The sequence below is a fragment of the Desulfobaculum senezii genome, assembly GCF_054657395.1.
In genome coordinates this window covers 687,485-714,247 of record NZ_BAAHYU010000002.1, presented here as the reverse complement: position 1 = coordinate 714,247, position 26,763 = coordinate 687,485, and the positions used below count along the sequence as shown (strand labels likewise).

At 62.2% G+C, this 26,763-nt stretch carries 25 protein-coding genes; 12 read left to right on the top strand and 13 right to left on the bottom strand.

The genetic code is table 11. The features are described 5' to 3' along the window. Positions 1–153 precede the first annotated feature (153 nt). The 6 genes from ahbC to rpe all read left to right on the top strand — a co-directional run bounded on the left by ahbC (position 154) and on the right by rpe (position 4,929). Positions 154–1,335 (top strand): 12,18-didecarboxysiroheme deacetylase, encoded by a 1,182-nt coding sequence (ahbC, locus tag ACYQ2T_RS03935; RefSeq protein ID WP_404844177.1) that lies wholly within the window; start codon positions 154–156, stop codon positions 1,333–1,335. Positions 1,336–1,394: 59 nt separating this feature from the next. Further along, positions 1,395–1,550, top strand: coding sequence for a hypothetical protein (locus tag ACYQ2T_RS03930; protein WP_459898611.1), 156 nt, complete (start codon positions 1,395–1,397; stop codon positions 1,548–1,550). A gap of 62 nt (positions 1,551–1,612) precedes the next feature. After that, positions 1,613–2,620 (top strand): porphobilinogen synthase, encoded by a 1,008-nt coding sequence (hemB, locus tag ACYQ2T_RS03925; protein WP_459898609.1) that lies wholly within the window; start codon positions 1,613–1,615, stop codon positions 2,618–2,620. Beyond that, complete coding sequence (ahbD, locus tag ACYQ2T_RS03920; RefSeq protein ID WP_459898607.1) at positions 2,610–3,776, top strand: heme b synthase; 1,167 nt, start codon at positions 2,610–2,612, stop codon at positions 3,774–3,776. The genes hemB and ahbD overlap by 11 nt, the downstream gene beginning before the upstream one ends. Next, complete coding sequence (ahbA, locus tag ACYQ2T_RS03915) at positions 3,776–4,240, top strand: siroheme decarboxylase subunit alpha (RefSeq protein WP_404844173.1); 465 nt, start codon at positions 3,776–3,778, stop codon at positions 4,238–4,240. Before ahbD ends, ahbA begins: the two co-directional genes overlap by 1 nt. Before the next feature lie 20 nt (positions 4,241–4,260). After that, the gene (rpe, locus tag ACYQ2T_RS03910; protein WP_459898604.1) at positions 4,261–4,929 is read left to right on the top strand and encodes a ribulose-phosphate 3-epimerase; all 669 of its coding nucleotides are present in this window, start codon (positions 4,261–4,263) and stop codon (positions 4,927–4,929) included. A gap of 97 nt (positions 4,930–5,026) precedes the next feature. On the opposite strand, the gene ACYQ2T_RS03905 is transcribed toward rpe, so the two are convergent. From ACYQ2T_RS03905 to ACYQ2T_RS03870, 8 genes are all read right to left on the bottom strand, one after another. Further along, entirely contained in the window at positions 5,027–5,422 is a 396-nt protein-coding gene (locus ACYQ2T_RS03905; protein WP_459898602.1) for a PilZ domain-containing protein, read from the bottom strand. A gap of 80 nt (positions 5,423–5,502) precedes the next feature. After that, positions 5,503–5,709, bottom strand: a complete 207-nt coding sequence (locus ACYQ2T_RS03900) for a hypothetical protein (protein ID WP_459898600.1) — start codon at positions 5,707–5,709, stop codon at positions 5,503–5,505. Beyond that, positions 5,709–5,930 (bottom strand): hypothetical protein, encoded by a 222-nt coding sequence (locus tag ACYQ2T_RS03895; RefSeq protein ID WP_459898599.1) that lies wholly within the window; start codon positions 5,928–5,930, stop codon positions 5,709–5,711. Before ACYQ2T_RS03895 ends, ACYQ2T_RS03900 begins: the two co-directional genes overlap by 1 nt. 85 nt (positions 5,931–6,015) lie before the next feature. Further along, positions 6,016–6,438 carry a hypothetical protein gene (locus ACYQ2T_RS03890; protein WP_459898597.1) on the bottom strand — a complete coding sequence of 141 codons (423 nt, stop codon included), beginning with the start codon at positions 6,436–6,438 and terminating at the stop codon, positions 6,016–6,018. Between the two features lie 109 nt (positions 6,439–6,547). Continuing rightward, the gene (locus tag ACYQ2T_RS03885; RefSeq protein WP_459898595.1) at positions 6,548–6,685 is read right to left on the bottom strand and encodes a hypothetical protein; all 138 of its coding nucleotides are present in this window, start codon (positions 6,683–6,685) and stop codon (positions 6,548–6,550) included. A gap of 106 nt (positions 6,686–6,791) precedes the next feature. Further along, complete coding sequence (locus ACYQ2T_RS03880) at positions 6,792–7,565, bottom strand: hypothetical protein (protein WP_459898593.1); 774 nt, start codon at positions 7,563–7,565, stop codon at positions 6,792–6,794. Between the two features lie 20 nt (positions 7,566–7,585). Then, a complete protein-coding gene (locus ACYQ2T_RS03875; RefSeq protein ID WP_459898591.1) occupies positions 7,586–8,221 on the bottom strand; it encodes a LysE family translocator in 636 nt (211 codons plus the stop codon). Positions 8,222–8,233: 12 nt separating this feature from the next. After that, positions 8,234–8,479 (bottom strand): hypothetical protein, encoded by a 246-nt coding sequence (locus ACYQ2T_RS03870; protein WP_459898589.1) that lies wholly within the window; start codon positions 8,477–8,479, stop codon positions 8,234–8,236. A 196-nt stretch (positions 8,480–8,675) separates the two neighbouring features. On the opposite strand from ACYQ2T_RS03870, the gene ACYQ2T_RS03865 reads away from it, so the two are divergent. Then, positions 8,676–12,530 carry a PAS domain S-box protein gene (locus ACYQ2T_RS03865; protein WP_459898587.1) on the top strand — a complete coding sequence of 1,285 codons (3,855 nt, stop codon included), beginning with the start codon at positions 8,676–8,678 and terminating at the stop codon, positions 12,528–12,530. 144 nt (positions 12,531–12,674) lie between these two features. Here the strand turns inward: ACYQ2T_RS03865 and ACYQ2T_RS03860 are convergent, their stop codons facing one another. Further along, positions 12,675–14,045, bottom strand: coding sequence for a response regulator (locus tag ACYQ2T_RS03860; RefSeq protein ID WP_459898586.1), 1,371 nt, complete (start codon positions 14,043–14,045; stop codon positions 12,675–12,677). Between the two features lie 90 nt (positions 14,046–14,135). Further along, positions 14,136–18,521, bottom strand: coding sequence for a nidogen-like domain-containing protein (locus tag ACYQ2T_RS03855; RefSeq protein WP_459898584.1), 4,386 nt, complete (start codon positions 18,519–18,521; stop codon positions 14,136–14,138). A 215-nt stretch (positions 18,522–18,736) separates the two neighbouring features. Between ACYQ2T_RS03855 and ACYQ2T_RS03850 the strand changes: the two genes are divergently transcribed. The 3 genes from ACYQ2T_RS03850 (at position 18,737) to ACYQ2T_RS03840 (ending at position 21,815) form a co-directional block, all read left to right on the top strand. Beyond that, positions 18,737–19,345: a MarC family protein gene (locus tag ACYQ2T_RS03850; RefSeq protein ID WP_404844160.1), complete on the top strand. Its 609-nt coding sequence runs from the start codon at positions 18,737–18,739 to the stop codon at positions 19,343–19,345. A gap of 345 nt (positions 19,346–19,690) precedes the next feature. Further along, positions 19,691–21,214, top strand: coding sequence for a carboxypeptidase M32 (locus tag ACYQ2T_RS03845; protein WP_459898582.1), 1,524 nt, complete (start codon positions 19,691–19,693; stop codon positions 21,212–21,214). Positions 21,215–21,428: 214 nt separating this feature from the next. After that, on the top strand, positions 21,429–21,815 hold the full coding sequence (locus ACYQ2T_RS03840; protein ID WP_404844158.1) for a hypothetical protein: 387 nt from the start codon (positions 21,429–21,431) through the stop codon (positions 21,813–21,815). A 184-nt stretch (positions 21,816–21,999) separates the two neighbouring features. On the opposite strand, the gene ACYQ2T_RS03835 is transcribed toward ACYQ2T_RS03840, so the two are convergent. Beyond that, on the bottom strand, positions 22,000–22,734 hold the full coding sequence (locus ACYQ2T_RS03835) for a LexA family transcriptional regulator (protein ID WP_459898580.1): 735 nt from the start codon (positions 22,732–22,734) through the stop codon (positions 22,000–22,002). Positions 22,735–22,911: 177 nt separating this feature from the next. Here ACYQ2T_RS03835 and ACYQ2T_RS03830 point away from each other — a divergent pair, with 177 nt between their 5' ends. Continuing rightward, positions 22,912–23,307 (top strand): FxsA family protein, encoded by a 396-nt coding sequence (locus tag ACYQ2T_RS03830; RefSeq protein WP_404844156.1) that lies wholly within the window; start codon positions 22,912–22,914, stop codon positions 23,305–23,307. A 19-nt stretch (positions 23,308–23,326) separates the two neighbouring features. Continuing rightward, positions 23,327–24,280, top strand: coding sequence for a rhomboid family intramembrane serine protease (locus tag ACYQ2T_RS03825; protein ID WP_459898577.1), 954 nt, complete (start codon positions 23,327–23,329; stop codon positions 24,278–24,280). Between the two features lie 92 nt (positions 24,281–24,372). Here the strand turns inward: ACYQ2T_RS03825 and ACYQ2T_RS03820 are convergent, their stop codons facing one another. After that, entirely contained in the window at positions 24,373–26,091 is a 1,719-nt protein-coding gene (locus ACYQ2T_RS03820) for an FAD-dependent oxidoreductase (RefSeq protein ID WP_459898575.1), read from the bottom strand. 121 nt (positions 26,092–26,212) lie between these two features. Beyond that, positions 26,213–26,434 (bottom strand): hypothetical protein, encoded by a 222-nt coding sequence (locus tag ACYQ2T_RS03815; protein ID WP_404844153.1) that lies wholly within the window; start codon positions 26,432–26,434, stop codon positions 26,213–26,215. Between the last annotated feature and the right edge of the window lie 329 nt (positions 26,435–26,763).

Here is a 26,763-nt window from a genome sequence, read left to right as displayed (position 1 = left end):
AATGATGGCGGCTGGTATCTCGCTTTGACTCCGCGGGCTGTAAAGACTATGTTGCCCTTCGCCACGCCGCCACCGCGGCGATGGTCCAGACTCATCCGCCGGGGAGTGACCGACTCCGACACATGCTCCCGGCGAATCAATACGGAGGCGCTCATGATAGGCATTTCGAAACTGTACTGCGGCGCCGTGGAAGCGTCGGACGCCCTGCGCTACGGGCGTGAATCCGGCAAACTGCCTTCCCACCTGCTGCAGTTCTCCAAAGATAAAAAGCCGGTCGTGGTCTGGAACATGACCCGCCGCTGCAACCTCAAGTGCGTGCACTGCTACGCACAGGCCGTGGACCCCGACGGCAAGGACGAGATTGATACCACGCAGGCCAAGACCCTTATTAAGGATCTTGCCGACTACGGCGCGCCTGTCATGCTCTTCTCCGGCGGCGAACCGCTCGTCCGTCAGGACCTGCCCGACCTTGCCAAATACGCCACGGAAAACGGCATGCGCGCCGTTATCTCCACCAACGGCACCCTCATCACCAAGGAAAAGGCCGCAGAGCTCAAAAAGATCGGCCTGTCCTACGTGGGCATCTCCCTTGATGGCGGCGAGGAAATCCACGACAAGTTCCGCAAGGTGCCCGGCGCATTCAAGCGCGCCATTCAGGGCATTGAGAACTGTAAGGCCGAGGGCCTCAAAGTGGGCCTGCGCTTTACCATCAACAAGCGCAACCAGCAGGAAGTGCCAAAGCTGTTCCAGCTGCTGCGCGACCTTGAAGTCCCCCGCATCTGCTTCTACCACCTCGTCTACTCCGGCCGCGGCTCCGAACTGATCAAGGAAGACCTTGACCATCAGGAAACCCGCGACGTGGTCAACCTCATCATGGACGAGACCAGAAAGTGCTTTGACGACGGCCTTGAGAAGGAAGTTCTCACCGTGGACAACCACGCCGACGGCCCCCTCGTCTACCTGCGCCTGCTGCAGGAAGATCCCAAACGCGCCGAAGAAGTTGCCGAGCTCTTGAACTTCAACGAAGGCAACAACTCCGGCCGCGGCATTGGTTGCATCTCCTGGGACGGACAGGTCCACGCGGACCAGTTCTGGCGCAACCACACCTTTGGCAACGTTCTCGAGCGCCCCTTCTCCGAAATTTGGGACGACCCGAATATCGAGCTGCTCCACCAGCTTAAGGATAAGAAAAGCCACGTGAAAGGACGGTGTGCAGAATGCAAATACCTCGCCATCTGCGGCGGCAATTTCAGGGCCCGGGCCGAAGCATACTACGGGGACGTGTGGGCTCCCGACCCGGCGTGCTATTTAACCGACGAAGAAATCAAGCGGTAAGACGCCTGTTCTTCAACACGCTTCAGGGCGGCCGGGCAACCGCCGTTCTGGATCAGGCCGTGGAAATCCACCAGCGCCGCTGCACCAACGTGATGGAGCTGCGCGAGGAATGTGAATTCTGCAAGGCCTACGCCGCGCGCGAGGCCGAGGCCGCCAAACGCCGCGCCAAGGCCAAAGCAGCCGAAGCGGCAATGAACCGACATTCATCCAAATAACGTCCACGCCGGGGCGCGTCTGAGTACGCGTCCCGGCGCCTATGCATAAAGGAGTTCATACCATGGACCTGCCTGCATTTTTCCGTGGACGCCGACTGCGCCGCAGCGCCAGCATGCGCGCCCTCGTCCGCGAAACGACCATCCTGCCCGAAGACCTCATGATGCCCTACTTCGTCGTGGAGACGAACGACCCGGCACTGCGCAAGCCCATCGGGGCCATGCCCGGTCAGTTCCAGCTCTCCCTTGACGAACTGGAAAAGCAGGTCGCCGAGGCCGTTGCCCTTGGCATGCGCTCCTGCATGCTTTTTGGCATCCCCGCCGAAAAAGACGCTATCGCCTCCGGCGCATACGCCGAGGACGGCATTGTGCAGCGCGCCACGCGCCGCCTGAAAAAGCGCTTCCCCGACCTTGTCATCGCCACCGACGTGTGCCTGTGCGAGTACACCTCCCACGGCCACTGCGGCCTGCTGGACGAGTGCGACACCACCGGCCTTGTGCAGAACGACCCCACCCTCGACCTGCTGGCCAAGACGGCCGTCTCCCACGCCGAGGCCGGGGCCGACATGGTCGCTCCGTCTGACATGATGGACGGCCGCGTGCTGGCCATCCGCACCGCGCTGGATGACGCCGGCTACGCCGACCTTCCCGTCATGTCCTACGCGGTCAAATACGCGTCTTCCTTCTACGGTCCGTTCCGCGAGGCCGCCGAAAGCTGCCCCTCTCACGGCGACCGCCGCACCTATCAGATGGACCCCGGCAACTTCCGCGAGGGCCTGCGCGAAGCCGCGGCCGACATCGAAGAAGGCGCGGACATTATCATGGTCAAGCCCGCCATGCCCTATCAGGACGTCATCCGCGCCGTGCGCGACAGCTTTGACTGCCCGGTGGCCGCCTATCAGGTCAGTGGCGAGTACGCCATGATCAAGGCCGCCGCCCTCAACGGCTGGGTGGACGGCGACGCGGTGATGATGGAATCCCTCATCGGCATCAAGCGCGCCGGTGCGGAAATCATTATGACCTACTTTACCGAGGACGTTCTGCGCCTGATGAGGAGCGAGAATGAGCGATAGACAAGACAGTTTCGAGCATCCGGGCGCAGCGCCTGCCGGTCATCCCGGCAAGGGGCACCCCGGCGGCGCGCCGCACGGGCACGCTCAGGCCGAGGGCACGGCGCCGCCGCTGCGGCTCATCGCATGGGAAATCACCCGCTCCTGCAATCTGGCGTGCAAACACTGCCGCGCCGAGGCGCACACGGAGCCCTACCCCGGCGAGTTTTCCACCGAGGAAGCCAAGGCCCTTATCGACACCTTCCCCGAAACCGGCAGCCCCATCATCATCTTCACCGGCGGTGAACCCATGATGCGCAAGGACTGGCCGGAGCTGGTGCGCTACGCCAAGAGCAAGGACCTGCGCTGCGTCATGGCCCCCAACGGCACCCTCATCACCGAGGAGAGCGCCAAGGAGATGAAGGCCGCGGGCATTGAGCGCGTGTCCATCTCCATCGACGGCCCGGACGCCGCCAGCCACGACGAATTCCGCGGCGTGCCCGGGGCATTCGAGGCCAGCATGCGCGGCATTGAATACCTCAAGAAAGCCGGGCTGGAATTCCAGATCAACACCACCGTGACCAAGGGCAACCTTGGCATGTTCCGCGACATCTTCCAGCTGTGCGAAGACCTTGGCGCGGTGGCGTGGCACATCTTCCTGCTTGTCCCCACCGGACGCGCCGCCGAAATCGGCGAGGAAATCATCACCGCCGCCGAGTACGAGGACGTGCTCAACTGGTTCTACGACTTCCGCAAAACCACGGACATGCAGCTCAAGGCCACCTGCGCGCCGCACTATCACCGCATTCTGCGCCAGCGCGCCAAGGAAGAGGGCATCCCCGTCACCTTCGAGAACTTCGGCCTCGACGCCGTGTCCCGCGGGTGCCTTGGCGGTGTGGGCTTCTGCTTTATTTCCCACACCGGACAGGTGCAGCCCTGCGGCTACCTTGATCTGGACTGCGGCAACGTGCGCGACACGCCCTTCCCGGAAATCTGGGCCAACTCCAAGCACTTCAACGAGTTCCGCAACCAGAAGTGTTTTGAAGGCAAATGCGGCGTGTGCGAGTACCACAAGGTCTGCGCCGGCTGCCGCGCCCGCGCCTACACCATGAACGGCAGCCATCTTGCCGAAGAGCCGCTGTGCACCTACACCCCGCGCAAGGCCAAGAAGGAGGCATAATGGACTCCCTCGACAAGCAGATTCTCGACATCATCCAGTCCGACTTTCCGCTGGAATCACGCCCCTACGCGGTGGTGGGCGAGCGCATTGGCCTCACGGAGGCCGAAACGCTGGCCCGCGTGCGCGCCCTTAAGCAGCAGGGCGTCATCCGCCGCATTGGTGGCAACTTTCAGTCCAAGGCGCTGGGCTGGCACTCCACACTGTGCGCCGCCTGCGTGCCCGAGGACAAATTCGACGACTTTGTCGCCGAGGTGAACGCCCATACCGGCGTCACCCACAACTACCTGCGGAACCATCACTTTAATGTCTGGTTCACCTTTATTGGCGAGTCCCCGGAGATTGTGGCCGAAACCCTTGCCGCCATCACGCGCAAGACCGGTATCGACATCCTCAACCTGCCCGCGGACATGCTGTATAAGATCAAGGTGGACTTCAAGATGAACCACAACACCGACGGGGCCTAAGCCCGCCGGAGGACCATACAATGCAGCGTGAATTCATCCTGTCCCCCTCCCTTCTGTCCTGCGACTTCGGCCGCATGACCGAGGAGCTGACCGCTCTGGAAGAAGCGGGACTCAAATGGGTGCACTGGGACGTCATGGACGGCCGCTTTGTGCCGAACATCACCCTCGGCCAGCCCATCATCAAGGCTCTGCGCAAGAAATCGAACCTCTTCTTCGACGTGCACCTGATGATAGAAGAGCCCGAGCGCTACCTTGCGGACTTTGTGGACGCCGGCGCGGACCTCATCTGCGTGCATGCCGAAACCACCCGCCATCTGGAGCGCACCGTCAGCGAAATCCGCCGCCTTGGCGCGAAGTGCGCCGTTGCGCTCAACCCCGCCACCTCGCTTTTTGACGTGGAATACCTCATTCCCCAGCTGGACATGGTCCTGCTCATGAGCGTGAACCCGGGCTTTGGCGGCCAGAAGTTCATCCCCTTCACCATGGACAAGCTCTCCGAACTGTCTGCCCTGCGCAACGACTGGAACCCGGAGATGCTCATTCAGGTGGACGGCGGCTGCACGCCGGAAAACACCCCGGACCTCGTGGCCGCCGGCGCGGACGTGCTGGTTTCCGGCTCCGCCTTCTTCAAGCATCCGCCCTACAAGGAGCGCCACGAAACGTTCCTGAAGGCCGCTGGCGCGCTGTAACAGCCGCCCACAGCCACACACAAAAAGGCGCCCTGCCGCACAATGCGGCAGGGCGCCTTTTTGTATACAGTTGCAGAGCGCGCCGCGAGGGGGCGCGTTAATTTTGGCGTTCAAAGGCGTCGTCGTCCTCATCCCCGTCAAAGCCGCGGGCGGTTTGCTCCTCATCAATGAGGTCCGCGTCATCGGCGAGCAGGCGGACGATATTGCGCAGGTGGGCGTAGGAATCGGGGTCCATTTCCTCAAAGTCAATGGCGACCCTGTTCCTCCCGGCGCGCACAAGGGACCCGCGCACCTCAATGACTGCATCGGCAGACAGCGTGATGCGCATAATGCACGATTCGCCGTCAAGGCCTTCGGCGGTGTCGTCCACCACCTCGCACAGCGCGCCCTTGAGGCTTATATTTTCCGTGGCAATGGAAAAATCGCGGCTTTCGCAGAACACAACACCGGCAAAGTGCGTTTCCACGCGGCTTCGCTTGCGCCTATCCGGCATGGCATCCCTCCCTTTCCCCGGTGTGGGGGCTGGTGGTCCGCCTGTAGAATACGATGAATTGTGTTGCGTGTCAGCCCCGGTTAGGAACCGGAGGAATCGTCCGGGCGGGACAGCTGACGGGCCAAAATGACCGCAAGGCCAATGGCCCACGCCGCAAGAAGGGGAAAACGCACCCAAAACGGCACGAAAAGGCGGCTGAGGGGAATAAACAGAATGCCTGCGGCAAAGTACCCAATCTTCCAGCCATTACGGCGCAATCCGGAATCGGAAAACAGTGAGTTCTTCATTAGCGCATCTTGTCCGACAGCGCATTCAGGCCATAGACAAGGCAGACGCCAATGACGACCAGAATAAACGCCGTGACCGGGTTTTTATAGGATCCAACAAGGCCCAGATAGGAATCAATCACGTTCTCCAACTGCAGGAACCGAATGATGCCCAAAAAGCCGTACGTGATGAACGGCACGGCCAGGACGAATCCCAATATCTTAATAAACAGCTTCAGCATCCGCATCTCTACGCTCCCTCGCTCTTGTGCTCTCTGTGCTCGAAATACTCTGGCGCACCCTGCGCCGTGTCCAGACGGGGCCGCGCTAGCGGTCCGCATCGTCCTCCGCCACATCATGGACGGCTGTGGCGTCATACGACCTACGCCGAGAGCCGCGGACGGCGGAATACAGCCCGGTACACATTATGCCGACGACGCCTATGGTCCACACCGCCAAAAGAGGAACCCGCACCCAAAACGGCACGAAAAGGCGGCTGAGTGGAATGAACAGCAGCCCCGCGGCAATGAAGCCAAACTTCCACCTGTGGCGGCGCAGTGCGTCCCCGGACCTGCGCCCGGCAACAGCAATGACCACAACGCCGGCGCCCCATACCGCAAGGGGGACGAACCGTATCGCATAGGGCACATACACCTGACTCAGCAGAGCGTACAGCAGGCCCACGGCGACGTAGCCAATCTTCCAGCCATTGCGGCGCAGTCCGCTCATGGAAAAGAAAAGGTGCTTCATTGATTCCTGTGGCGCGGCCACATCCACGGTCTGCAGCGGCGAGGCGGCTGGCCTTTTGCAGCCACATGCTGCCAGCGCGCCTACGGCGACGTGACGGACGGTCCCGCGCCTAGCGGTCCGCGTCGTCCCCGTCACCCTTTGCGCGGTTGTGGCGCCACACGATGAGCGCCCCAATGCCAAAGGCCACGACGGAAAACAGCCCGGTTATGATAATAATCTGCATCCCTCTGGAAAGTGATGCCCACATGGCCGACCTCCCGGCGCGGTTCGTGATGATAACGACCTGACAGTCCTAGCTGTTTGCACCACGACGCGCAAGCACCTTGGCCGCCGGCGCCGCCACGTCCACAGCGCTACAGCGCCGCCATGCGCGCGGTCAGCTCCTCGGCGTGCTGCTTAAAATACGCCTTGGCAAAGGCCTTCAGCGGCTTTTTCACCTCCGCAAGGGGCGGCAGGTCCGGCGGGTGCACCGCGTGCATGCCAAGGCACTGCACGGGCTGAAATTTCAGCTCCTCGTCAATCTCGGAGCAGTAGTTGGAAAACGTGCCCCCCGCAAGGCGCTGGCGCTCCAGCGCCGCCGGGTCCAGCCCCTTGACGAAACACAGGGTGCCGGATGGCGAATGGTCGCGGTTCACAGCCTCAATGCGCGTATTAATGCGCTCACACCAGCCGTGCACCTGCGTGTAGTTTGGCGTGATGAGTTTGCGGCCGGAACCGTCGGGAGCGTCGTAGTACTGACCATGCAGGTAGATGTCCACCTCCATCTGCATCTCGTGGTAGGCCTTGGCCAGCAGTCCTGCGTAGCGCCCCGCCCGCGTCAGGGCAAGGCCCGGGGCAAGGCCTGCGGTCTCGCGGTGCTCCGGGTCGGACATATCCTCAAGGTGCGGCGCGCGCACGTCCAAAGCGTCAAAAAACGCGCCCAGCCCGGCGCGGTCGATGAGCAGATAATGCACCGCCCCAACCCGCGCCAGCATTCGCTTTTCCAACTTCTCCAGCGCGTCGAGAGAGGCGGTATAGGCCTCTATTTCGTCCTCAAGGCTCTTGCGCGCGCCAAAGAATGTTGTCGCCGCCTCCACGAGGGTCTCGTGCATCAGGCTACCGGCCAGTTCCTCTATTCCCTTGCCCATGCGTCATTCTCCTGCTGGATTCAGCGTTCGGACAGGCCAAGGCACAGGCCAAGCGTTACAAACACGCCGCCGGTGGCGCGCGTCTGCATCCGGCGCAGACCGGGCCGCCCGGACGCCCACGAACTCACACAGCCAAAGCACAGCGCAACGGCCATCATCACCGCGCAGCCCGTGGTGGTGAAGGTCAGCCCAAGGATAATGACCTGACGGGTAAAGTCCGCCGATGCCGGGTCCGCAAACTGCGGCAAAAAGGACAGGAAAAACAGCGCCACCTTGGGGTTAAACAGCGCCACAACCAGCCCCTGCCGAAAGATGTGGAAGAAGGACTGCTCGCCGTCCACCGTGGGCGCAACCTCACCGCCGTCCTGCGGCGGGGTCATAAAGAGTTTGATGCCCATCCAGATGAGGTAGGCCGCACCGACCCAGCGCACAATGTTGAACGCCAGTGCGGAGTGCGCCAGCACCACGGACAGCCCAAGCGCGCCTGCCACCGTATGGCACACACAGCCCACAGTGATGGCAAGGGCGGAAGCAACGCCCGCACGGCGGCCCTGCCCGGCGCTGCGCGTGGCGACGTAAAACATGTCCGGCCCGGGGGTAATGTTCAGGAGCAGCCCCGCCGCCAAAAACACAAAGAAATCCTCAATTCCAAACATCGCGTGTCGTCCTTATTTATCAGCGTCCTTCAGGCGCTTTTTCATGCGGTCCCATTCCCGCTGTGCGGCGTCCTTGATGCCGGGACCGTGTTCCTGCCAAACCTCGCGGGCCTGACCAATTTTTTCCTTGCCGTAGTCCTTGGCCTCGCTGACGGAGCGGATACCTTTCACCCGCTCCACCTCGGCCTGTATTTCATCGGAATGGGCCTCTATCTGCTTGCGGATAGCCCAGCCGAACATCTTTTTTTTCATTCCCATGTCGCACCTCCATTTTGTCCACGTGCGGCGTAAATCCCCCTACCACTATCAAATCCCGATGCGGACCTCCACCCATCTTCCGCGCGGGGAAAAAGACCCGCACATATCCGGGAATCGGTTGTTTTCATCTGCTGCGTAGAATACCATATATATTCGTCCCATCGTGCCCGGCGCAGACGCGCAAGGAGAAATGACCATGGCGTCCGAGTCCTTCCGCTCCAGCATCAGCTTTCGATATTTCACCGCGTTTGCCGCAGTGTTTCTTCTGGCACTGGCCGGAATCGGCGCCGCGCTGGAGTATTCGCTGCGTAAAGTGGAAGGGGAACACCTGCGCTCCGTGCTCATGCACAGCACCCATTCGCTGGCCAATATGGTGGAAACCGTCGCCACCACCTCCGTAAAAGACAATCTGCGCATTGTGGCCCACAATGAACTGCAAATCACCATGCAATTGTACGAACAGACCCACGGCGGCCCCCTGACGGAAGAACAGGCCAAACGCCGCGCCATCGCCGCCATGCAAGGCGTGTCCATTGGCAAACAGGGCTACCTGTATGTCATCAACAGCCAGGGCGAGCTGATCTACCACCCCAGTGATCAAGCCAGACACCTGACCGGCGTCGACCTCCCTTTTGTCCGCGAGCAGATACGCCGCAAAAGCGGCTTCCTTGAGTATGAACGCCCCGGCAGCAAACTCGGCCCGCCGCAAGAAAAAATTCTCTTCATGGTGCACTTTCTGCCATGGGACTGGATTATCTCCGCCACGGCGAGCAAGCGCGAATTTTTGGACCTTGTAGATACCGATGACCTGCGCAAGGGCACCCTCGCCCACCGCATAGGGCCATCCGGATTCAGCGCGGTGCTCACCCTCTCCGGCGAGGCGGTGGCCCATCCATGGCTGGAGGGCAACATCGCCAACGCCACCGACGCCAACGGCAAGCCCTACATCGACGCCGTCCTGTCCACGCCCACAGGCTTTCAGACCGTCGACCTCGCCCCGCCGCCCCTGCCCATGCCGCGCACCATGCTCATGTATCACCTGCGCCTGCCCACGCTGGATTGGGTGGTTATGGTGGCCGGACTGCCCAGCACCTTTTCCCTGCCGCTCAACCACCTGCGGCTTGCCGTACTGGGGGCCACGGCCGGCGGCCTGCTTGCCGGGCTCATTCTGGCCTCGCTTTTTGCCTCGCGGATGCAGAGCCGTATGAATGCCTTGGTCCAATTGCTCAAGCGCGGGGCAGACGGCAACTACGCCGTCCGGGCGGAGGTCACCTCCAACGACGAATTTGGCACCCTTGCCAGCCTGTTCAACGTCTTCCTTGCCAAACTGCAGGACGCGGCGGAAGAGAGCGCCCGCTCACAGCAGCTTCTGGAGCAGCGCGTCATAGAGCGCACGCAGGAACTGGAACTGCGCGAGCAGGAATACCGCATCATTTTCGAGTCCGTGTCCGATGGCCTGCTCATTGTCAATGAGCACGGCACCGTGGTGGAGGCCAACACGACCGCCGTCACGCTGTTTAACACCACGCAGGACACGATGCGGGGCATCCACCTCACGGAGTTGCTGCACCCGGACCACGTGGAGACCGTGCGCAACGTCATGGACAACTTTGCGCAGGGGCTGGACACCTTTGCCGCGCCCTTCTGCCGCCGCTTCGACAATACGGAGTTCGAATGCGAACTGCGCGCCACCACCCTCGACTACGGCGAACAGCACTATATTCTGCTCATGGTCCGCGACGTAACCATCCAGCGCAAAAACGAGCGCGAGCGCCGCGCCCTTGCCCGCTTCCCCGACGAGAACCCGAACCCCATCCTGCGCGTCTCGTCCGACGGCAACATCCTCTATAGCAACAGCCCGGCCTGCGACGCCCTTGGCACGGAAGGCTGTCTGTACACCCTGCCCACCGAGCTTGCCGAACCAACAGCGCAGTGCCTTGCGGACAACGCCGTCATCCGCAAGGAAATCGCCATCAAGCGCCGCTACTACGCCTTTGTCTTTGCCCCGGTTCCCGAGCAGCGCTACGTGAACATCCACGGGCAGGACATTTCCGCCCGCAAGCACATGGAAGAGGCCCTGCGCCTTGAGCGCGAACGTATGGCCCTCGCCTTTGAAGCCAGCGGCGCAGTCATTTACGAGCACACAATCCCCGTGGACCCCGAAACCGCCTTTGTGGACCAAAAGCTCCCGCAGCTTCTGGGGTACGAGTCCAGCCACCTGCCCTACGAGGCGGCAGAGCTGGACTGGTGGAACGAGCGCTTTGCCCCGGATGACCGCACACGTTTTTTGGAGGAATATTCCGACTTCATTCAGGGCGTCACCCAGCAGTTGACCACCACCATCAAGTTCCGCCACGCCGCAGGGCGGTGGATTCATTTGGAAATCCACGCCAAAGCCATTGGGCTGGACGAATATGGCCGCGCCAGCCGTGTTGTGGGCGTGGTGATGGACGTCACCCACCAGCGCATGGTGGAGCGCAGCCTCGGCGAAAGCGAAAAATGGCTGCGCACAATATTCAACAGCCTGCAGGCGGGCATTGTGGTGGCGGACATTGACTCCTTCTCCATCGTGGACGCCAACCCCGTGGCCTCGGACCTTATTGGCCTACCACGAAACGAACTGGTGGGCCGCGACTTTTCGGAATTTATCCAGCCCGGTCCCGGCTCGCTGTGCATCAGTGACGGCAGTTCCATACGCGGGCTGTCCGGGCAGGGCGTTCTCGTGACCGCGCAGGGTGCGAAAATCCCCATCCTTGGCAACGAGGTTGTGGCCCTGCTCGGCGGCAAGCGCTCCATCGTCCATAACTTCATCGACATCACAGCCCTCAAGCAAACCGAGCGCGACCTGCTCACCGCCAATGCAGAGATGGAGCTTCTGCTTTCGTCCATCTCGTCCATCCTCATTGGCGTCGACTCCAAGGGCGCCATCCGGCACTGGAACACCAAGGCCACAGAGGTCTTCAACATCCCCGCGGCGGACGCCATTGGCCGCCACCTGTCCGACCTTGCCCTCAGCTGGGATCAGGAGGTGGTCATGCAGTCCATGGACCGCTGCCAAACCAACAGCACAGCCCTACGCATTGATGAAATCCATTACACCCGCGCCGACGGGGTAAAGCGCATCCTTGGCCTGAGCCTGCACCCCATCCGCAGCGACGGGGAAGGCACGCGCGGCTGTCTGCTGCTTGGCAACGACATCACGGACCTGATGGTCATGCAGCACCAATCCCTGCAGGCGCAGAAGCTGGAATCCATCGGCCAGCTGGCGGCGGGCATTGCGCACGAGATTAACACCCCCACACAGTATGTTGGGGACAACACGCGCTTTTTATCCGATGCCTACACCGATTACACGGCGCTCATCGACCTGTATGGCGAACTCGTTGCCCGGCTGGACGCCGGAGAGGATACGGCGGACCTGCGCCAGCGCGTGACGGAGATGATTGACGACATTGACCTCGACTACCTGCGCGAGGAAGTGCCCACCGCCATCACCCAGACCATTGAAGGCGTGGAGCGCGTCTCCAAGATTGTCCGGTCCATGAAGAACTTCGCCCATCCCGGCGCGCAGGAGAAGGTGCCCGTGGACATAGCGGCCGCCATTGAAAGCACGGTGACGATCTCGCGCAATGAGTGGAAGTACGTTGCGGAGCTCGAAACGGACGTTCCAACGGACCTGCCGCCGCTTATCTGCCTGCCGGACGAGTTCAATCAGGTGGTGCTGAATATGATCATCAACGCCTCCCACGCCATTGCGGACAAAGTGGGCAAGGACGGCTCCACCAAGGGCCTGATTACCATCACCGCCCGGCGCGACGGCGACGACATGGAGATACGCATATCGGATACGGGGGCAGGCATTCCAAAGTCCGTGCAGGGCCGCATATTCGACCCCTTCTTCACCACCAAGGACGTCGGCAAGGGAACGGGGCAGGGCCTCAACATCGCCCATTCCGTCATAGTGGAAAAGCACGGCGGCAGCATCAGCTTCACGTCCGAGGAAGGCGAAGGGACAACCTTCACTCTCCGCCTGCCGCTGACGCCCAAGTAGACAGCGCTGAGCGGTCACCACTGGCGCTTCGTCATGGCGCGCGCCCCGCGCATCAGAAAGCGCCAGCAATCAGCGCGCGCCCTGTCGCCACACGCGCCCCCATGAAGGGAATGCATCCTTGAGGAGTTCGTTGCCGGCCCGGCGCTACTCCGGCGGCACAATTGATGTGTATTGCTCGACTTGGCGCTTGCTCATGCCCCTCAGTTCGCACCCCACCACCAGCGGCGTTATCCGCCGCACAACGGCCTCCACCTTCTTCACCTTCACCCCGCTGAGGGACATAAGGTCAAAGGTCACGCTCTCGCCGATCTCGAAGGTCTCGCCGCCGTGCTTGAAGCTGATGCCAAGGACACTGGCGTCCACAATCTGGTAGTTGTGCTCCTTCTGCGGCAAACGCGCCGCGTACTCGGCAAGGGGGGTGCGGCGGGCGCGGCGCTTTTCGTGGCCATCAAAGCCGCCTGCCGCCTCGATGAAGTCAATACGGGTGCCCGTTGAGTTTTGCGGGCGGGAATTCGTGCGCCGCACCTCAAGGGCCAGCCCCTGCAACTCCGAGGGGATGGCCTCGCGCGAGGCGATGGGGGCAAGGGTCTTGGCCGCGGCGTCCTTGTCGCCATTCTCCATCTGCGCGCGGGCAAGGCCTATGCGCGCGGCGTCGCTTTGCGGTTCCACCTCCACAGCACGCGAGTACAGCCGCGTCAGGGCGCGGTTGTCCTTTTGCTGCGCCATGTGGTCCGCAACGGTTTTAAAGGGGTTGGGGGCTTGTGGGTCGGCCTTGCGGGCGCGGGTGTAGATGTCTGCGGCCTTGTCGTCCTTGTCCAGCCACGCATAGGTCTCCGCCGCCTTGCCCATGAACTGTCCCCAGCGCTCCAGATTGCCCTGTCCGCGAAAGGCCTCGGCAAGGCCAATGTAGGCTTCCGGAAACAGCATGTGCACCCGCGCCGCCGCGGCAAACTTGGCGATGGCCTTGTCGTACTTGCGCAGTTCCAACAGGTTTTGCCCTTCCTGCACCAGCTTGAGGGCCAGCGCCTTTTGCTTCAGCACGCTGTCCGAGGAGTGTGACAGCTCCTCGTGCACGGCGTCCGGCGCGGCGATGCCTTCGTCCTTGAAGATAGGACGGCGGATGGGCTTTCGCGGACCGAAGAGGATTTTCTCCAGCCGCACCATAAGCAGGTAGGGGGTGAAGGGCTTGTTGATGTAGTCGCGCGCGCCAAGGCGCATGGCCTCGTCGATGATGCCGACAGGCGCGCCGCGCCCCATGAGAATCATGGGCAGGTGATACAGCTCCCGGTCCGTGGCGATGCGGTCCAGCAGGGCGAACCTCTCGGCCACGGTCATGTCAAAATCCAGCAGGGCGATGTCTGTATCGCGCTCCTTGAGGATGGTGAATATTTCCTCGGGGTCCGTGGAGTACGCCACCTTGCTGTAGCCATTGTCCGTAAGGATTTTGGCGATGATGTTGGCAACGGTGGTGCTTGGTTCCCCCACAAGGATGCCGATATTTTGCTTCGCCGACATGGACTGCCCTCCCCTTCCTGGCTGAGCGCGCAGCACGCGCAAACACGGCAGCCCAGCCACGCCGCAGCATGGCTGGGCTGTTTTCACTTGCTATGTGGGCGTGGTGAAGTCGATGTCAGCGACCGTAACCGCATCGCCCGATACGGTTGCAATGAGTTGAGCCCCCCCCGATGTATCGCCGTCGGAGTCATACCACAACTCGTTGTTTGTGGAATCGTAGACAAAGGTGGCATCGCTTGTGCTAAGGTTGCCATTGGACCCGTCGTAGCCGCCAATGGCGGAATCCACAAACCCTGCCAACGAATCGAAATTGGCCGAGTCGAAGACGAAGATGTCGTCGTAGGTGGTGTTGTCAAAGTCGACAATGCTGTCGCCGCCGTCAGTGGTGTCCGCGTAGTAGAACGTGTCATTGCCATTGCCGCCGGTCAGGGTGTCCACGCCAAGACCGCCATACAGGTCGTCGTCCCCGCCAAAGCCAGAGAGTTGGTCGTTGTTGTCCATGCCCTTCAGGGTGTTGGCATCATCGTTGCCCTTCAGCGAGTCGGCATAGGCCGAACCTATGAAGCCCTCTATCTCCTGATACATATTGGTGGAGCCGCTGTAGGTGAACATCCCGCTGCCGCCGGTGCCAAGGGTGATGTTCATCCCCGCGGTGCTGTTGACAAAGTCAATGAGATCCGTGCCGTCTCCGCCGGAGAACGTATCCGCGCCGTAGCTGACGATAAGCTGGTCATCGCCGAGGCCACCGGAAATCAGGTCCGCGCCGTCGCCACCATCCAGCGTGTCGTTGTCCGCGCCGCCGTCCATGGTGTCATTCTCGGTGCCGCCATTCAGCGAATCCGCCCCGGCGTCGCCGGTCAGCATGTCTGCGCCGCCACCGCCAAGGAGGGTATCCGCCCCCTCATCGCCGCCAAGGGTATCGTCTCCGGCCTCGCCGCTCATATAGTCATCGCCGGTTTCGCCATCGAGTTCGTTGGCCTCGCTGTTGCCGGTGAAGGTGTCGTTATACAGAGACCCTTCAATGCCTTCGATATCGTTGTAGGTGATGACGTCGCCGTCATAATTCAGCGTATCCATCCCTGTGGACAGCGTCAGGCTCACGCCTGTGGCACCGTTGATGAAGGACAGCATGTCGCCGTCAGCGCCGCCGTCAAAGGTATCCGCGCCGCCGCTGACGAAGAGGTCGTCATACCCGTCGCCGCCGGAGACCGAGTCTGCGCCGCCTCCGCCGTCCAACTCGTCGTCGCCGGCCTCGCCATACAGCGAGTCCGCCCCGCCGCCGCCATACATGGTGTCGTCGCCATAGCCGCCATAGAGCGTATCTGCGCCCGAAAGCATGCCCTGCGTATCGTCGCCATACATGACGTCCGCGTCGTCTTCGCCACCGAGGGAGTCGTTGCCTTCGCCGCCGATGAGCGTATCCAGCCCCGCACCACCCCAGACATAATCGTTGCCCATGCCGCCGATGAGCATATCGTTGCCAAGGTCGCCGCCTATTTCATCGTTGCCGCCTTCACCATCAATCGTGTCGTTGCCGTCACCGCCGTACAGGCCGTCGCTGGTCTGGAAAAATTGACGCAGTTCACCATTGACCACCTGGAAGTACTGGAAGCCGTCCGTGCCCACGTTGCCTTCCCTGATGGCGAGGTCTGCCAAGTCTTCCGCATCGGCGGATTCCGGCGGCTCCTCAAAGCTGCCCGTACCGTCTGCCCAGCCAAGGCGCGCGGGGTTGGTTCCTGTGCCCGCGCCTGTGGGGTCGGTGTCGTCCACCCAGCCGATGTCCTCGTACCGGATGACGATGTCGTAATCGCCCATGTTGCGGTCGCTGCGGTCGATGATCTGCAGTTGGAAGGCGTTGGTGTGGTCAATCTTCCCTGTGGCGTAGCCCACATCGTCCCAGGTGATGGTGAGGATATTGTGGGAGGAGTCTATGTCGTACCAGACAAGGTTGGAGCCTTCGGAATTGCCGTTGTTGAGGTCCGCGCCCGTGGCCACGCCGCCGCTGGTATCCACATGCGCCCAGAATGGGGCGATGATGGGCGTTTCCACAATGGACAGCGGCGTTGTGGTGGTGTCCGTAAAGGCCGAGCCAAAGCTGATAGTGCCGTTGGTGTTCACGTACACACCCGTGTAGGTCTCACCCCCAAATCCGATGCCGTGGATAAAGGTGTCGGACAAATCGACAAACTCGGAGACGCTGTCGCCCCGCGCGAGGGAGTTTTCACCAAAGCCCACCGAACCGCCAAGACCGCTGACAAGGCTTCCCTGCTGCTCCACCATGGACCCGATAATGCCTGCCGAAGGGTCGCCGGGGTCTGAGGTTTCGTTGCCGCCAAGGATGGAATCGTCCCCGCTGCCACCGGAAATGAGATCAAAGCCGCTCTCGGAGCCGGTACCGCCGATAAGGGTATCCGCGCCCTCACCGCCGTCGATAAGGTCGTTCCCAGCCATGCCGTTGATGCTGTCGTTTTCCTCCAGCCCAACGAGTTCGTTGTCGGACGAATTGCCGATGAGCGTATCGCGGAAAAAGCCGCCTACCACGCCTTCAACGCCAATGATGGTATCCGTGTCGCCCCATTCGTCGATGGCCGTGCCCTCTCCGGTTCCGGGCACGGTGGCGTCGCCAAGCTCCACATACACGCCCGTGCCGTCGCCGCCGCGGCCATTGGTGTAGTCGCCTTCCTTGTCGCGGTCGTATTCCAGCCAGTCAAAATTGTCGTAGGGGCTGTCGCCGTAGTAGAGGTCATTGCCCGCACCGCTGACAATGAAGTCCTGTCCGTCGCCGCCGTGGACCTCGTCATCCCCTGCGCCGCTAAAGATAACGTCGCCGCCAGCGCCGCCGTCGAGCGTGTCGTTGCCGTCGCCGCCGTACATGGCGTCACCGCCCGAAGTGCCGGCCAAGGAGTCCGCCCCGCTGGTCCCCTTCACCTGATTCAGCGCGCTGAGGTCAACGGGATAGTCATCATCGTCATCGTCGCCAGAGGAGGTGTCGCCCCCTGTGTCGCCGCTGCCCGTATCGCCGGAGGCCTGCGTGTCGTCGCCTGTGGGGGCGGTGTCATCATCGGCAATGGGAATGATGTCGTCATCGTCGTCGTCATCATCGCCCGTTGCAGGTGGTTCGGGAATAAGGTCCACAAGGTCATCGTTGGTGTCCTGCCCACCGGTGTTGATGGGGCCTGTCCCGGTACCGGTGCCAACGCCCGTTCCGGGTCCGGTCCCTTCGCCGGCAAAGGCGTCGTCCCCGCCAAAGGGATCGGTGCCACCGTCGAAGGCGGAGCCGCCGTCAAAACCGCTTCCTGTTTCAAAACCGGTCTCGCCGCCGGTAACGGGGCCAGCGTCGCCATCAGGACCGAAATCATCCTGTCCGTCCCCAAGGCCGTCCCCAAGGCCATCATCAAGTCCGGGCTCATCGCCGGGGAGGTCATCCTCCGGGCCGCCGTCGCCTAGGGCCGCCAGCTCGTCCGGGGCGTCGTCTGGTGCACCTTCGGGGGCACCTTCGGGGCCTTCACCGGGCGGCTCGTCGCCGGGGCCTTCGCCTTCCAGCTCGTCGCCATCGGCAAGGAGTTCTTCGTCAGGAAGCTCCTCATCGCCGGGCTGTTCCTCGCCTTCCGCGCCCTCTACAGGCTCCTCCTCGCCGGGGCCCTCCTCGGGAAGTTCCTCCTCCCCTTCGCCTTCGCCCTCGGCCAGTTCATCCCCGGCAAGCTCGTCCTCGGGGTCTCCTTCTCCTTCGCCCTCGCCTTCACCTTCGCCCTCACCTTCACCTTCGCCCTCACCTTCGCCTTCGCCCTCACCTTCTCCTTCTCCTTCGCCCTCACCTTCGCCTTCGCCCTCAGCGTCGCCCTCTTCCCCACCGTCTTCGCCGCCCTCATCCTGCGGGGCGTCGGGGGCCTGATACAAGCCCGGCACAACGGTGATGGGTGCCATATTCTGCAGCATCTGCTGCTCTGTGGGGCTGTAAGGACGCGGCGCGCCCATGGTGCCATCGGCAAACACATCCACTATCTCGTTGGCACCGGTGATGAAGCGGGTGCCCTGCTCCGTGGTGATAACAAGGTCCAGCTCGTGATAGTCGAAGATGCCGTACTTTTCGCTGCCATCCTCGCCAATGACGAAGTCCGCACCCGTACCGCGGATGCCAATGGTGGCAAGGGGCGACTGCATGCTTACGCCATCGGGGTTGTCCTCCACGATTTTTCCGGTCACCATACGGAAGGTGCCCTTGGCCATGTTGAGCAGCATGCCGGAGGCGGACGGGTCGTCTGGCTCGTAGACGTACTCGTCCACGGTCAGCCGCGCGTCCGGGCCTTGCGACAGCACGCTTTCGTCAGCAAAGCGGACCTCCACATTGGCTCCAGAGGACGTGACAAGAACGTCCTGAGCGTATATGGGACTGCCGACCTCAAGAGGTCGCGCGCCATCTGCCGACTCGGCAAAGGCTTGGCCTTTGATTGATGCAACTTCACCGACCTGTTGCATGGCACTCTCCCGATGTAGCGGGTGTTGGCGGGATTTTCGAGTTTGCCATCAGTATAGTCGGCAAAGCCATCCCGAAAAAGAGGAAACTTGACTTTTCTCGTAGCACATCCCGTATTTTCCAACAAACATACGGAATGCATCATCATCGGCCGGGAGCCAAAGACCAAGCAACACACCGCAGACAACACCGCAATATCACCCCAGGAGGAACAAATTTGGATTCTTACGCTGTCGCCAAGCACATTTTTGAGATTGCCTTTCCACTCTTTTTGATTATGGACCCCGTGGGCAACGGAGCCATTTCCCTTTCACTGCTCAAAAATCAGGCCCCTGCGCGACAGCGGAGCATCATCCTGCGCGAATGCCTTTTCGCCCTGCTGGTCATCCTCGTCTTTATGTATATTGGCGAAGGATTACTGGCCCTTCTGGACATTGGCCAATCCACCATGCGCATTGCCGGTGGCGCCATCTTGTTCATCATTTCCATGAAGATGGTCTTCCCCCCGGCAGAGGCCGACAACGCCGACGCCATGGACGACGACCCCTTCTTTGTGCCCATTGCGGTGCCTCTTATCGCCGGCCCGTCCCTGCTGGCGGCGGTGATGGTGTATGCCCACCGGCCGGACAACAACACCATTTTGCTGTCCTCCATTGTGGTGGCCTGGACCGCAACGGCCATCATCATGCTGCTCATCCCCGTCCTGACCAAGCTGCTGGGGCGGCGCGGCCTCCGCGCTGCGGAGCGGCTGATGGGCCTTATCCTTATTCTTATGTCCTGCCAGATGCTGGAAGACGGCATCCGGCTGTTTGTCCACTCGCTGTAGGACCGCCGCCATGCAGGCCGCCATCCCCGCCCCGCAGGGCATCCAGCGCCACGGCGCCACAGGGCAACCTCGCCCCGGGCGGGGCCGTCCCATGCGTTTTGGCCCGGCGCCGCACCCCGGACGCGGCGCACCACTGACGCCCCGCGCCCACGCGCCCTGCACGCGCGCCCGCGGCGGCGCAGCACCGGCCACCACACCACTTGGCACACCATTCGGCGGCGGCATCGCTTCAAGCGATGCCGCCGCCGCTCGTTTTTTCTCCCCAAGGAGCGCGCCGCTCCTTTCTCCGCGCGGCGCAATACCGTACACTTGTTCCCCAAAAGCCCCGCCCCTACAGGAGGTCCCATGCCCCCAAGAGAAGCCTACGACTGGCTACGCGCCCATTCCGTGGACACCGCCCGCCTTGAAACCACCGTTTCCCTGCTCAGTTGGGACCAAGGCACCTATGCGCCGCCCCTTGGGCACCACCACCGCGCCGAACAAATCGCCACGCTCACGCGCATCATCCACACCCGCCGCACGGACCCGCGCCGCGCCGACGCCATAAACGCCTGCCTCGGCCTTGCCCGCGAGGCCGGACCGGACTCGGACATCACCGCCAATCTGCGCATATGGCAACGCGAGCACGAGCGCCAAAGCCGCATCCCCGAGGACCTTGCCGTCGCCATAGCCCGCGCGGCGGCGCAGGGCGAAAGCGCATGGGAACGCCTGCGTCCCAAGAACGATTGGAAAGGCTTTTTGCCCTACGTGGAGCACCTTTTGCGCCTGCGGCGCGAGGAAGCGGACGCCGTCGGCTACAAGCGCGAACCCTACGACGCCATGCTGGACAAATACGAACCCGGCGAAACAGCGGCGTCCGTCGCGCCACTTTTTGACGCCCTGCAATCCGCCAGCGCGGACCTACTGGGACGCATTGCCCAGCGCGGCGGCACCCGCAGTGCGGAAGTCGTCACCCGCCACTTTCCGCCCAAGGAGCAAGAGCGCTTTGCCCGCCACATTATGACGGACATGGGATTCGACTTTATGGGCGGACGCATGGACACCACAGCCCACCCCTTCTGCACCCGCATCGGCCCCGGCGATGTGCGCGTGACCACACGCTACCGTGAGAACGACTTTGCCGAGGCCTTTTTCGGCTGCGTGCACGAATGCGGCCACGCGCTGTATGAACAGGGCCTGCCCGGCGACCACTTTGGTACGCCCTGCGGCAGCTCCGCCTCCCTTGGCATCCATGAATCCCAATCCCGCCTGTGGGAAAACCTTGTGGCCCGCTCCCACGGCTTTTGGACGCACTACCTGCCCTTTGCCGCCTACGCCTTTGAGTCCTTCCGTTCCGCGCTGCTGAACAAGGTCTACTACGCGGTAAACGCCGTCCATCCCGGCTGCATCCGGACAGACGCCGACGAGCTGACCTACAACATGCATATCTTTCTGCGCTTTGACCTTGAACGGCGGCTCATGAGCGGCAGTTTGGACGTGCACGAACTGCCGGACGCCTTTAACGAGGGCATGTACGCCCTGCTTGGCGTGACGCCCAAGGACTACGCCAGCGGCGTTATGCAGGACGTGCACTGGGGCGCGGGGCTGTTTGGCTACTTTCCCACCTACGCGCTGGGCAACATTTACGCCGCCCAGTTTATGGACGCCGCACGGCGCGAGCTGGGCGACCTTGAGGCCATGTTTGCCCGTGGCGACTTTGGCCCGCTGCTGGGCTGGCTACGCACCGCCATCCACACCAAGGGCGCGCGCCTCGACCCGCGCGAGCTTGTCCATGACGTCACTGGGAATGCACCGGACGCCAGCGCGCTCATTTCGCATCTGGAACACAAATATACGGAGCTCTATGGCCTTCGTCCGAAACGACCGTAGCCAAACACCAGCAATACCCTGAAATTTTACTCCTTCGCGATTTCAATGCATTTCAGGGCTTCAGGAGCATTCAGGAAAAAAGTTGGAATGTTTTTTCCATCTTTCCCTTTACATTCCTTCGCAATTCTGCTCTATGCTGTGAGTAAGTCCCATTTTATGGACTTGACAGTACAAAACGGATGCAGCGCACTGGATTTCACGACAAGGGGGGAGAATGATGGAACAATTCACTTTGCACCGAAACGGCCAGCCCGACCTCGTCTTTAACGGCTCCGAAATCGCTCTGGTTGATGAGCGCGAATTCGTGGGTTTCATGGAAAACTGGATGGATACCGTCCTCTACAAGACGACCTTCGGCCAATACGTATTGGCATCGGTTTTCCACATTACCAACTGCGGCCAGCGCACCATGTGCACCGCCGAGGTCTTTCCCACGGCTGAGGCGCTGATGGACTTCATGGAAGTCGGCTCCCGTCCGCTGTCCCCTGTTTCGCTTGAGCTGCTGCGGCAGGCCTCACTGCATGACGAAGCCTTCATGCTGTGCACCACCTTCTGCACCGTACAGTTGCGCGCCCCCAGCAAGGACGTGCTGGCGCAGTAGCCACAAAGCGGACCTACCGCTCACCGTGGTGCCCATCCCACACCGCTCCCCCGCTTTTGCTCCGCAACGAAAAGGCGGCCGCTTCCTTACGGAAACGGCCGCCTTTCCTGCGACTGGGGAACCACCCCATATTGATCACATATCCCAACGCCTCACGCCGCCACGGCGCAGAAGCACGCACGCCCTAGCGAATCTCGCGCGACATCCACACCACGCGGCCCAGCACCTCCACGTTGCTCTGGTCGCCAAGGGGGATTTCCTGTGGCTCGTAGAAGCGCCTGTTGTCGCTAACCAGCACCAGCTTGCCGGGCTTGCGCTCCAAGCGCTTGACCACAATCTCATCGTCCATGCGCACGGCGTAAATCTTGCCCACGCGGATATCATTCTGGGAGAGGTCAACAAGGACGATGTCCTCATCCTCCAGCGTGGGGGACATGCTCTCGCCGGTGACGCGCATCAGGCGCATATCATCCACAGACCCCTTACTGCGCAGCCACGAACGCTGAAAGGCGTAATACTCCACCACGCGGTCGCTGGTCTGGGCGCTTCCGCCACCGCCAGACAGACGCGCCGCCACAAGGGGAACATAGTCATACTGGGGTTCGCGGTCCGGCGCGGGGGCGTCGCGCACGGTGCGGCGCACGGTATCCTCGCGCAGGAACTTCGCCCCGTGGCCCGTCTCCAGCCAAAAAGGATTCAGGGAGTGCGTGCGGAACAGCTTCAGCAGCCATTCCGCCGGGACCTTGTTTTTGGACTTGGCATCGGAGATGGCACCACGGCTCACGCCCAGCTCCCGCGCCAGCGCGCTCTGCGTGCCAATGCCCAGCGCCTCGATGATGCGCGCGATAACGTGGGCCGCGCCCACCTCTGCGCCTTTGCTCCGGGTTCCGCCTGCGCCGCCCTGCGTCGTATGTGCCATGGTCTGTATCCTCCTCGCTGCCGCGATGTTCGTCTTTTTGGCATTTAGGATTAAAGCGTCACTCGACACGCGTCAAGCTATGCCATATTTTTCAGTGGGTTCGGTTCCCCTTTTCAAAGCGGGCGAAATGGGTCATGCTCCACCCCGAACCTGCAACGCATCAAGGAACGTTCCACTATGTTATTCAGACTTTTCGCGGCGTTTGCCGTTATACCGCTTATAGAAATCTACCTGCTGATGAAGGTTGGCTCCTTTCTCGGCGCGGAAACCACCATTGCCATTGTGCTGCTTACCGGCTTTGCCGGAGCATGGCTGGCCCGCCAACAGGGCACATCCGTCCTTATGCGCATCCGCGAGGACATGGCGCGTGGCGTAACGCCCACCGGTCAGCTTGTGGACGCCCTGCTCATTCTTGTGGCGGGCATCGTCCTGCTGACTCCGGGCTTTGCCACGGACTGTGCCGGTATTCTGCTGCTTATCCCCCCGGTGCGCGCCGCCCTCAAGAACGTGCTCCGCAAAAAGTTTGAGAACTGGATCCGTCAGGGCAACGTCACCGTCATCCGCCGCTATTAGGCGCGAGGAGCCATAAGCCATGTCGGATATGTCCCATGGCGACACCACATCCATGAGCGCACCCCTATGGCGGGACATCATGGATGCCCTGCCGCTGACGGAGCGCCCGCCGCGTCTTACCGCCGCAATGGCGCAGGACTGGTCCCTTGCCCTGCGCGCGGTGGGCATCCCCCACCGCCTGACGCCCCTGCGCAAGGGGTGGCGGCTCGACGTGCACAGCGACTTCATGGACCTTGCCGTGGATGAGGTGCTGAACTTCGCGCAGGAGAACCCGCCCGAGGCGCCGCCGGAGGCCGCACGCCCCATCTCGCGCCGCGCGGTGTGGCAAACGGCCCTCATCATGCTGCTGGGCGCCCTGTTCCACACCGTGTGCTCGCGCCCACTGCCGAGCCTTGGCCTGTACCCCGAAACGTGGGTCACCCATGGCGCGGCCGATGCTTCTGCCATCATGTCTGGCGAATGGTGGCGCACCGTCACCGCCCTCACCCTACACGCCGACGCCGCACACATGGCGGGCAACGCCCTCATCGGCGGCGTCTTTATGGTGCTGTTCTGCTCCGAGGCCGGCTTTGCCCTTGGGTGGAGCATTTTTCTCCTCAGCGGCGCACTGGGCAACCTGCTCAACGCCGCCGCCCACCTGCTCAATCACGTCTCCGTTGGCGCATCCACCGCCGTTTTTGGCGTGGTGGCCGCCCTTGGCGCCTACCGCGCCATGCGCGAACACGGCGTCAGCTTCCGGCGCACCGTCGCCCCGGTGGTGGCCGGGCTTTCCCTGCTCGCCATGCTTGGCGTTGGCGGCGAGCGTACGGACCTTGGCGCGCATGCCTTTGGCTTTCTGGCCGGGTTGCCCCTTGGTCTGCTGGCGGGTAGCGAGATTGGCGTCCGCCTTGCCGCGCACCCGGCGCTTCCACGCCTCTGCGGTGCCCTCTCCATCGCCCTGCCCCTTGTGGCATGGGCGGCGGCACTGCTGTAGCCGGCGCACACCTTCCCCTCCCACAAACGCAAAACCGCCCCTGTCCGGCTGGCCGGACAGGGGCGGTGTCAACTCTGCTGCATCACGCCGCGCTAGGCGTTGTCAGGCACGATGGTCGGGTCGAGCATCCGGGCGAAGAGGAAACCGCCCTGAATGTTCTTGAGATTGGTAAAGCCCTTGGCCCGCAGCAGGACCTGACTCTCGTAGGAGCGCAGACCCGTGTTGCAGATGACGTACAGCTCCTTGTCGCGGGGCAATTCGTCGTAGCGTGCGGGCAGTTCGTCCTGCGGGATATTCAGCCAGCGCTTGCCGTACTTTTCCTGCATGGGCGCGCCCTGCTTGGCCGAGCGCACATCGAGGACGAGCTTACTTTCGTCGGGCAGGATGCTTTCCAAGAACTCCCTCGGCTCGATGGGATGGCTAAAGCCGTCGAGGATATTCTTCAAGGAGTTGGCCGCGGCGTTCACGATATCCATGGCCGAGGCATAGGGCGGTGCGTAGCCCACTTCCAGATTGGAGATATCATCAAGGTCCGGGCGGTGGGGCAGCAGGGCCGCAACGGCGTCCACACGTGCCTTCACGGCGTCCCCCGCTTCGCCAAGGGCTTCAATGCCCAGAACGTGGCGGGTTTTGCGGTCCGCGATGAGCTTAATATACATCCACTTGTGACCGGGATAGAAATGCGCGCGGTCGGCCTGCACGGCCAGCCCTTCTACAGGGTCGAACCCTGCGGCGCGGGCCTGCGCCATGGTCAGGCCGGCAGTGCCCACGCCAATGTCAAAGGCCTTGAGGCAGAAGGTGCCCACCGCGCCGTCAAAGCGCTCGTTGCCACCGGCGATATTGGTGCCGATAACACGGCCCTGACGGTTGGCCAGCGAACCAAGGGGCAGGTGCATGCTGGCACCGGTAATCTGGTTGCGCACTTCCACGCAGTCGCCGCCGGCGTAGATGTTGGAGTCGGAGGTCCGCATGCGTCCGTCCACCAGCAAACCGCCAAACGGCCCCACGGACAGACCGGCGCGCTGGGCAAGGGCGGTGTTGGGCCGCGCGCCCGCGCCAAAGATGACCAGCTGGCACTCCACGGTGCCCTTGTCCGTTTCCACGGCGGTAACGCCATTTTCGTCGCCAATGATGCGCTTCACGCAGGTATTGCACTGCACGTCCACGTCATTTTCCACCATGTGGTTGGTCAGCAGACCGGCAAGGTCCGGGCCCATGGCCTGCGGCAGCACATGGTCGCACATTTCCACGAGGGTGGTCTTCACGCCCCACAGGGCGGTGAGAGCTTCGGCCATTTCAAGGCCGATGGCGCCACCGCCCACCACGACGGCGGAGTCGATGGAGCCGCTGGCGATGCGGTCCTTGAGGAAGATGGCCTTGTGCATGTTGGCGATGCTCACCACGCCGGGCAGGTCCTTGCCCTCAACGGGCGGGACAAAGGGCGTGGAACCGGTGGCCAGCACCAGCGTGTCGTACGGGATGTCGTACTCCTCGCCGGAGGTCAGGTCGCGCACGTGCACGGCCTTGGCCTTGCGGTCGATGTCCAGGGCCTCGGTGGCGGTTTTCACATCCACCCGCTTGTAAATGTCGAAGAATTCAGGGTCGCGCACGGCATGGAAGACGGTGGAAAAGAGTTCGTCGGCATTGGCGATATCGCCGCTGACGTAATAGGGGATGCCGCATCCGCCGTAGGAGATGATGGTATCCTTGTCGATGAGCGTAATTTCAGCTTCCGGGTCGAGGCGTCTGGCACGGCAGGCGGCCTTGGGACCAAGGGCCACGCCTCCGATGATGACGATTTTTCTGGCCATGATTCTCTCCTTTGCGACAGGCCGGGGATGCGATGGAGCGCCCCGGCGCAGATTCGGTGTTCAAACACCCGCGCGGGCCATGGCGCGCCCTGCGGCGCGTACGGCACGGCGGCGCGTGGCGCTACAGCTCGGGGTGCATCACCCGCACGAGGGCCACGGCAAAGCACAGGGCGCTGATAAAAACCTGAAAGATTATCGCGCACCAAAAGCCCATCTTGGACTCGTCCCGCCGCAGACGGAAAAAGCGCGATTGCACTTCCCCAACGTCCAAACCGACGCGGATCAGGTTCAGGTTCACCAGCCCCAAAAGGACCAAGACGGCCGGGATGACATATTCCATCATATACCCCTCGTTTTTTCGGTTGGCGCACCGCGTGCTTGCGGTCCGGCCTGTCATACACCGCTCCCTTCGTGTTCTCAACCCCACCGCCGGGCCCGTGTATGGGCGATTGCCAAAACGGCCTGTGTCAAGTAAGCCTTGTCAGAGATAATGCGTGGGACGTTTGCGGCGCGTTTTGCCACGGAGCACAAGCAATTCCACGCGTCCGCCCTGCGTCGCTTCCTTGATTTTGCGCACCAGTGATGCACCATATGGCGTCTGTCCGTCCCCTTTTGTGACGAATCGCAACAGTTGCGCTTCTCCCGAAAGACTTCCCGGCACGACGCCTTTTT

Bases quoted from the DNA above. Each gene is read 5' to 3' on its own strand.
- ahbA (WP_404844173.1), top strand. From the start codon at position 3,776: ATGGACTCCCTCGACAAGCAGATTCTCGACATCATCCAGTCCGACTTT.
- ACYQ2T_RS03820 (WP_459898575.1), bottom strand. From the start codon at position 26,091: ATGGCCAGAAAAATCGTCATCATCGGAGGCGTGGCCCTTGGTCCCAAG.
- ahbD (WP_459898607.1), top strand. From the start codon at position 2,610: ATGAGCGATAGACAAGACAGTTTCGAGCATCCGGGCGCAGCGCCTGCC.
- rpe (WP_459898604.1), top strand. From the start codon at position 4,261: ATGCAGCGTGAATTCATCCTGTCCCCCTCCCTTCTGTCCTGCGACTTC.
- ACYQ2T_RS03870 (WP_459898589.1), bottom strand. From the start codon at position 8,479: ATGGGAATGAAAAAAAAGATGTTCGGCTGGGCTATCCGCAAGCAGATA.
- ACYQ2T_RS03815 (WP_404844153.1), bottom strand. From the start codon at position 26,434: ATGATGGAATATGTCATCCCGGCCGTCTTGGTCCTTTTGGGGCTGGTG.
- ACYQ2T_RS03825 (WP_459898577.1), top strand. From the start codon at position 23,327: ATGTCGGATATGTCCCATGGCGACACCACATCCATGAGCGCACCCCTA.
- ACYQ2T_RS03875 (WP_459898591.1), bottom strand. From the start codon at position 8,221: ATGTTTGGAATTGAGGATTTCTTTGTGTTTTTGGCGGCGGGGCTGCTC.
- ACYQ2T_RS03860 (WP_459898586.1), bottom strand. From the start codon at position 14,045: ATGTCGGCGAAGCAAAATATCGGCATCCTTGTGGGGGAACCAAGCACC.
- ACYQ2T_RS03845 (WP_459898582.1), top strand. From the start codon at position 19,691: ATGCCCCCAAGAGAAGCCTACGACTGGCTACGCGCCCATTCCGTGGAC.
- ACYQ2T_RS03900 (WP_459898600.1), bottom strand. From the start codon at position 5,709: ATGAAGAACTCACTGTTTTCCGATTCCGGATTGCGCCGTAATGGCTGG.
- ACYQ2T_RS03855 (WP_459898584.1), bottom strand. From the start codon at position 18,521: ATGCAACAGGTCGGTGAAGTTGCATCAATCAAAGGCCAAGCCTTTGCC.
- ACYQ2T_RS03880 (WP_459898593.1), bottom strand. From the start codon at position 7,565: ATGGGCAAGGGAATAGAGGAACTGGCCGGTAGCCTGATGCACGAGACC.
- ACYQ2T_RS03840 (WP_404844158.1), top strand. From the start codon at position 21,429: ATGATGGAACAATTCACTTTGCACCGAAACGGCCAGCCCGACCTCGTC.
- ahbC (WP_404844177.1), top strand. From the start codon at position 154: ATGATAGGCATTTCGAAACTGTACTGCGGCGCCGTGGAAGCGTCGGAC.
- ACYQ2T_RS03885 (WP_459898595.1), bottom strand. From the start codon at position 6,685: ATGTGGGCATCACTTTCCAGAGGGATGCAGATTATTATCATAACCGGG.
- ACYQ2T_RS03835 (WP_459898580.1), bottom strand. From the start codon at position 22,734: ATGGCACATACGACGCAGGGCGGCGCAGGCGGAACCCGGAGCAAAGGC.
- ACYQ2T_RS03905 (WP_459898602.1), bottom strand. From the start codon at position 5,422: ATGCCGGATAGGCGCAAGCGAAGCCGCGTGGAAACGCACTTTGCCGGT.
- ACYQ2T_RS03895 (WP_459898599.1), bottom strand. From the start codon at position 5,930: ATGCTGAAGCTGTTTATTAAGATATTGGGATTCGTCCTGGCCGTGCCG.
- ACYQ2T_RS03830 (WP_404844156.1), top strand. From the start codon at position 22,912: ATGTTATTCAGACTTTTCGCGGCGTTTGCCGTTATACCGCTTATAGAA.
- hemB (WP_459898609.1), top strand. From the start codon at position 1,613: ATGGACCTGCCTGCATTTTTCCGTGGACGCCGACTGCGCCGCAGCGCC.
- ACYQ2T_RS03865 (WP_459898587.1), top strand. From the start codon at position 8,676: ATGGCGTCCGAGTCCTTCCGCTCCAGCATCAGCTTTCGATATTTCACC.
- ACYQ2T_RS03890 (WP_459898597.1), bottom strand. From the start codon at position 6,438: ATGAAGCACCTTTTCTTTTCCATGAGCGGACTGCGCCGCAATGGCTGG.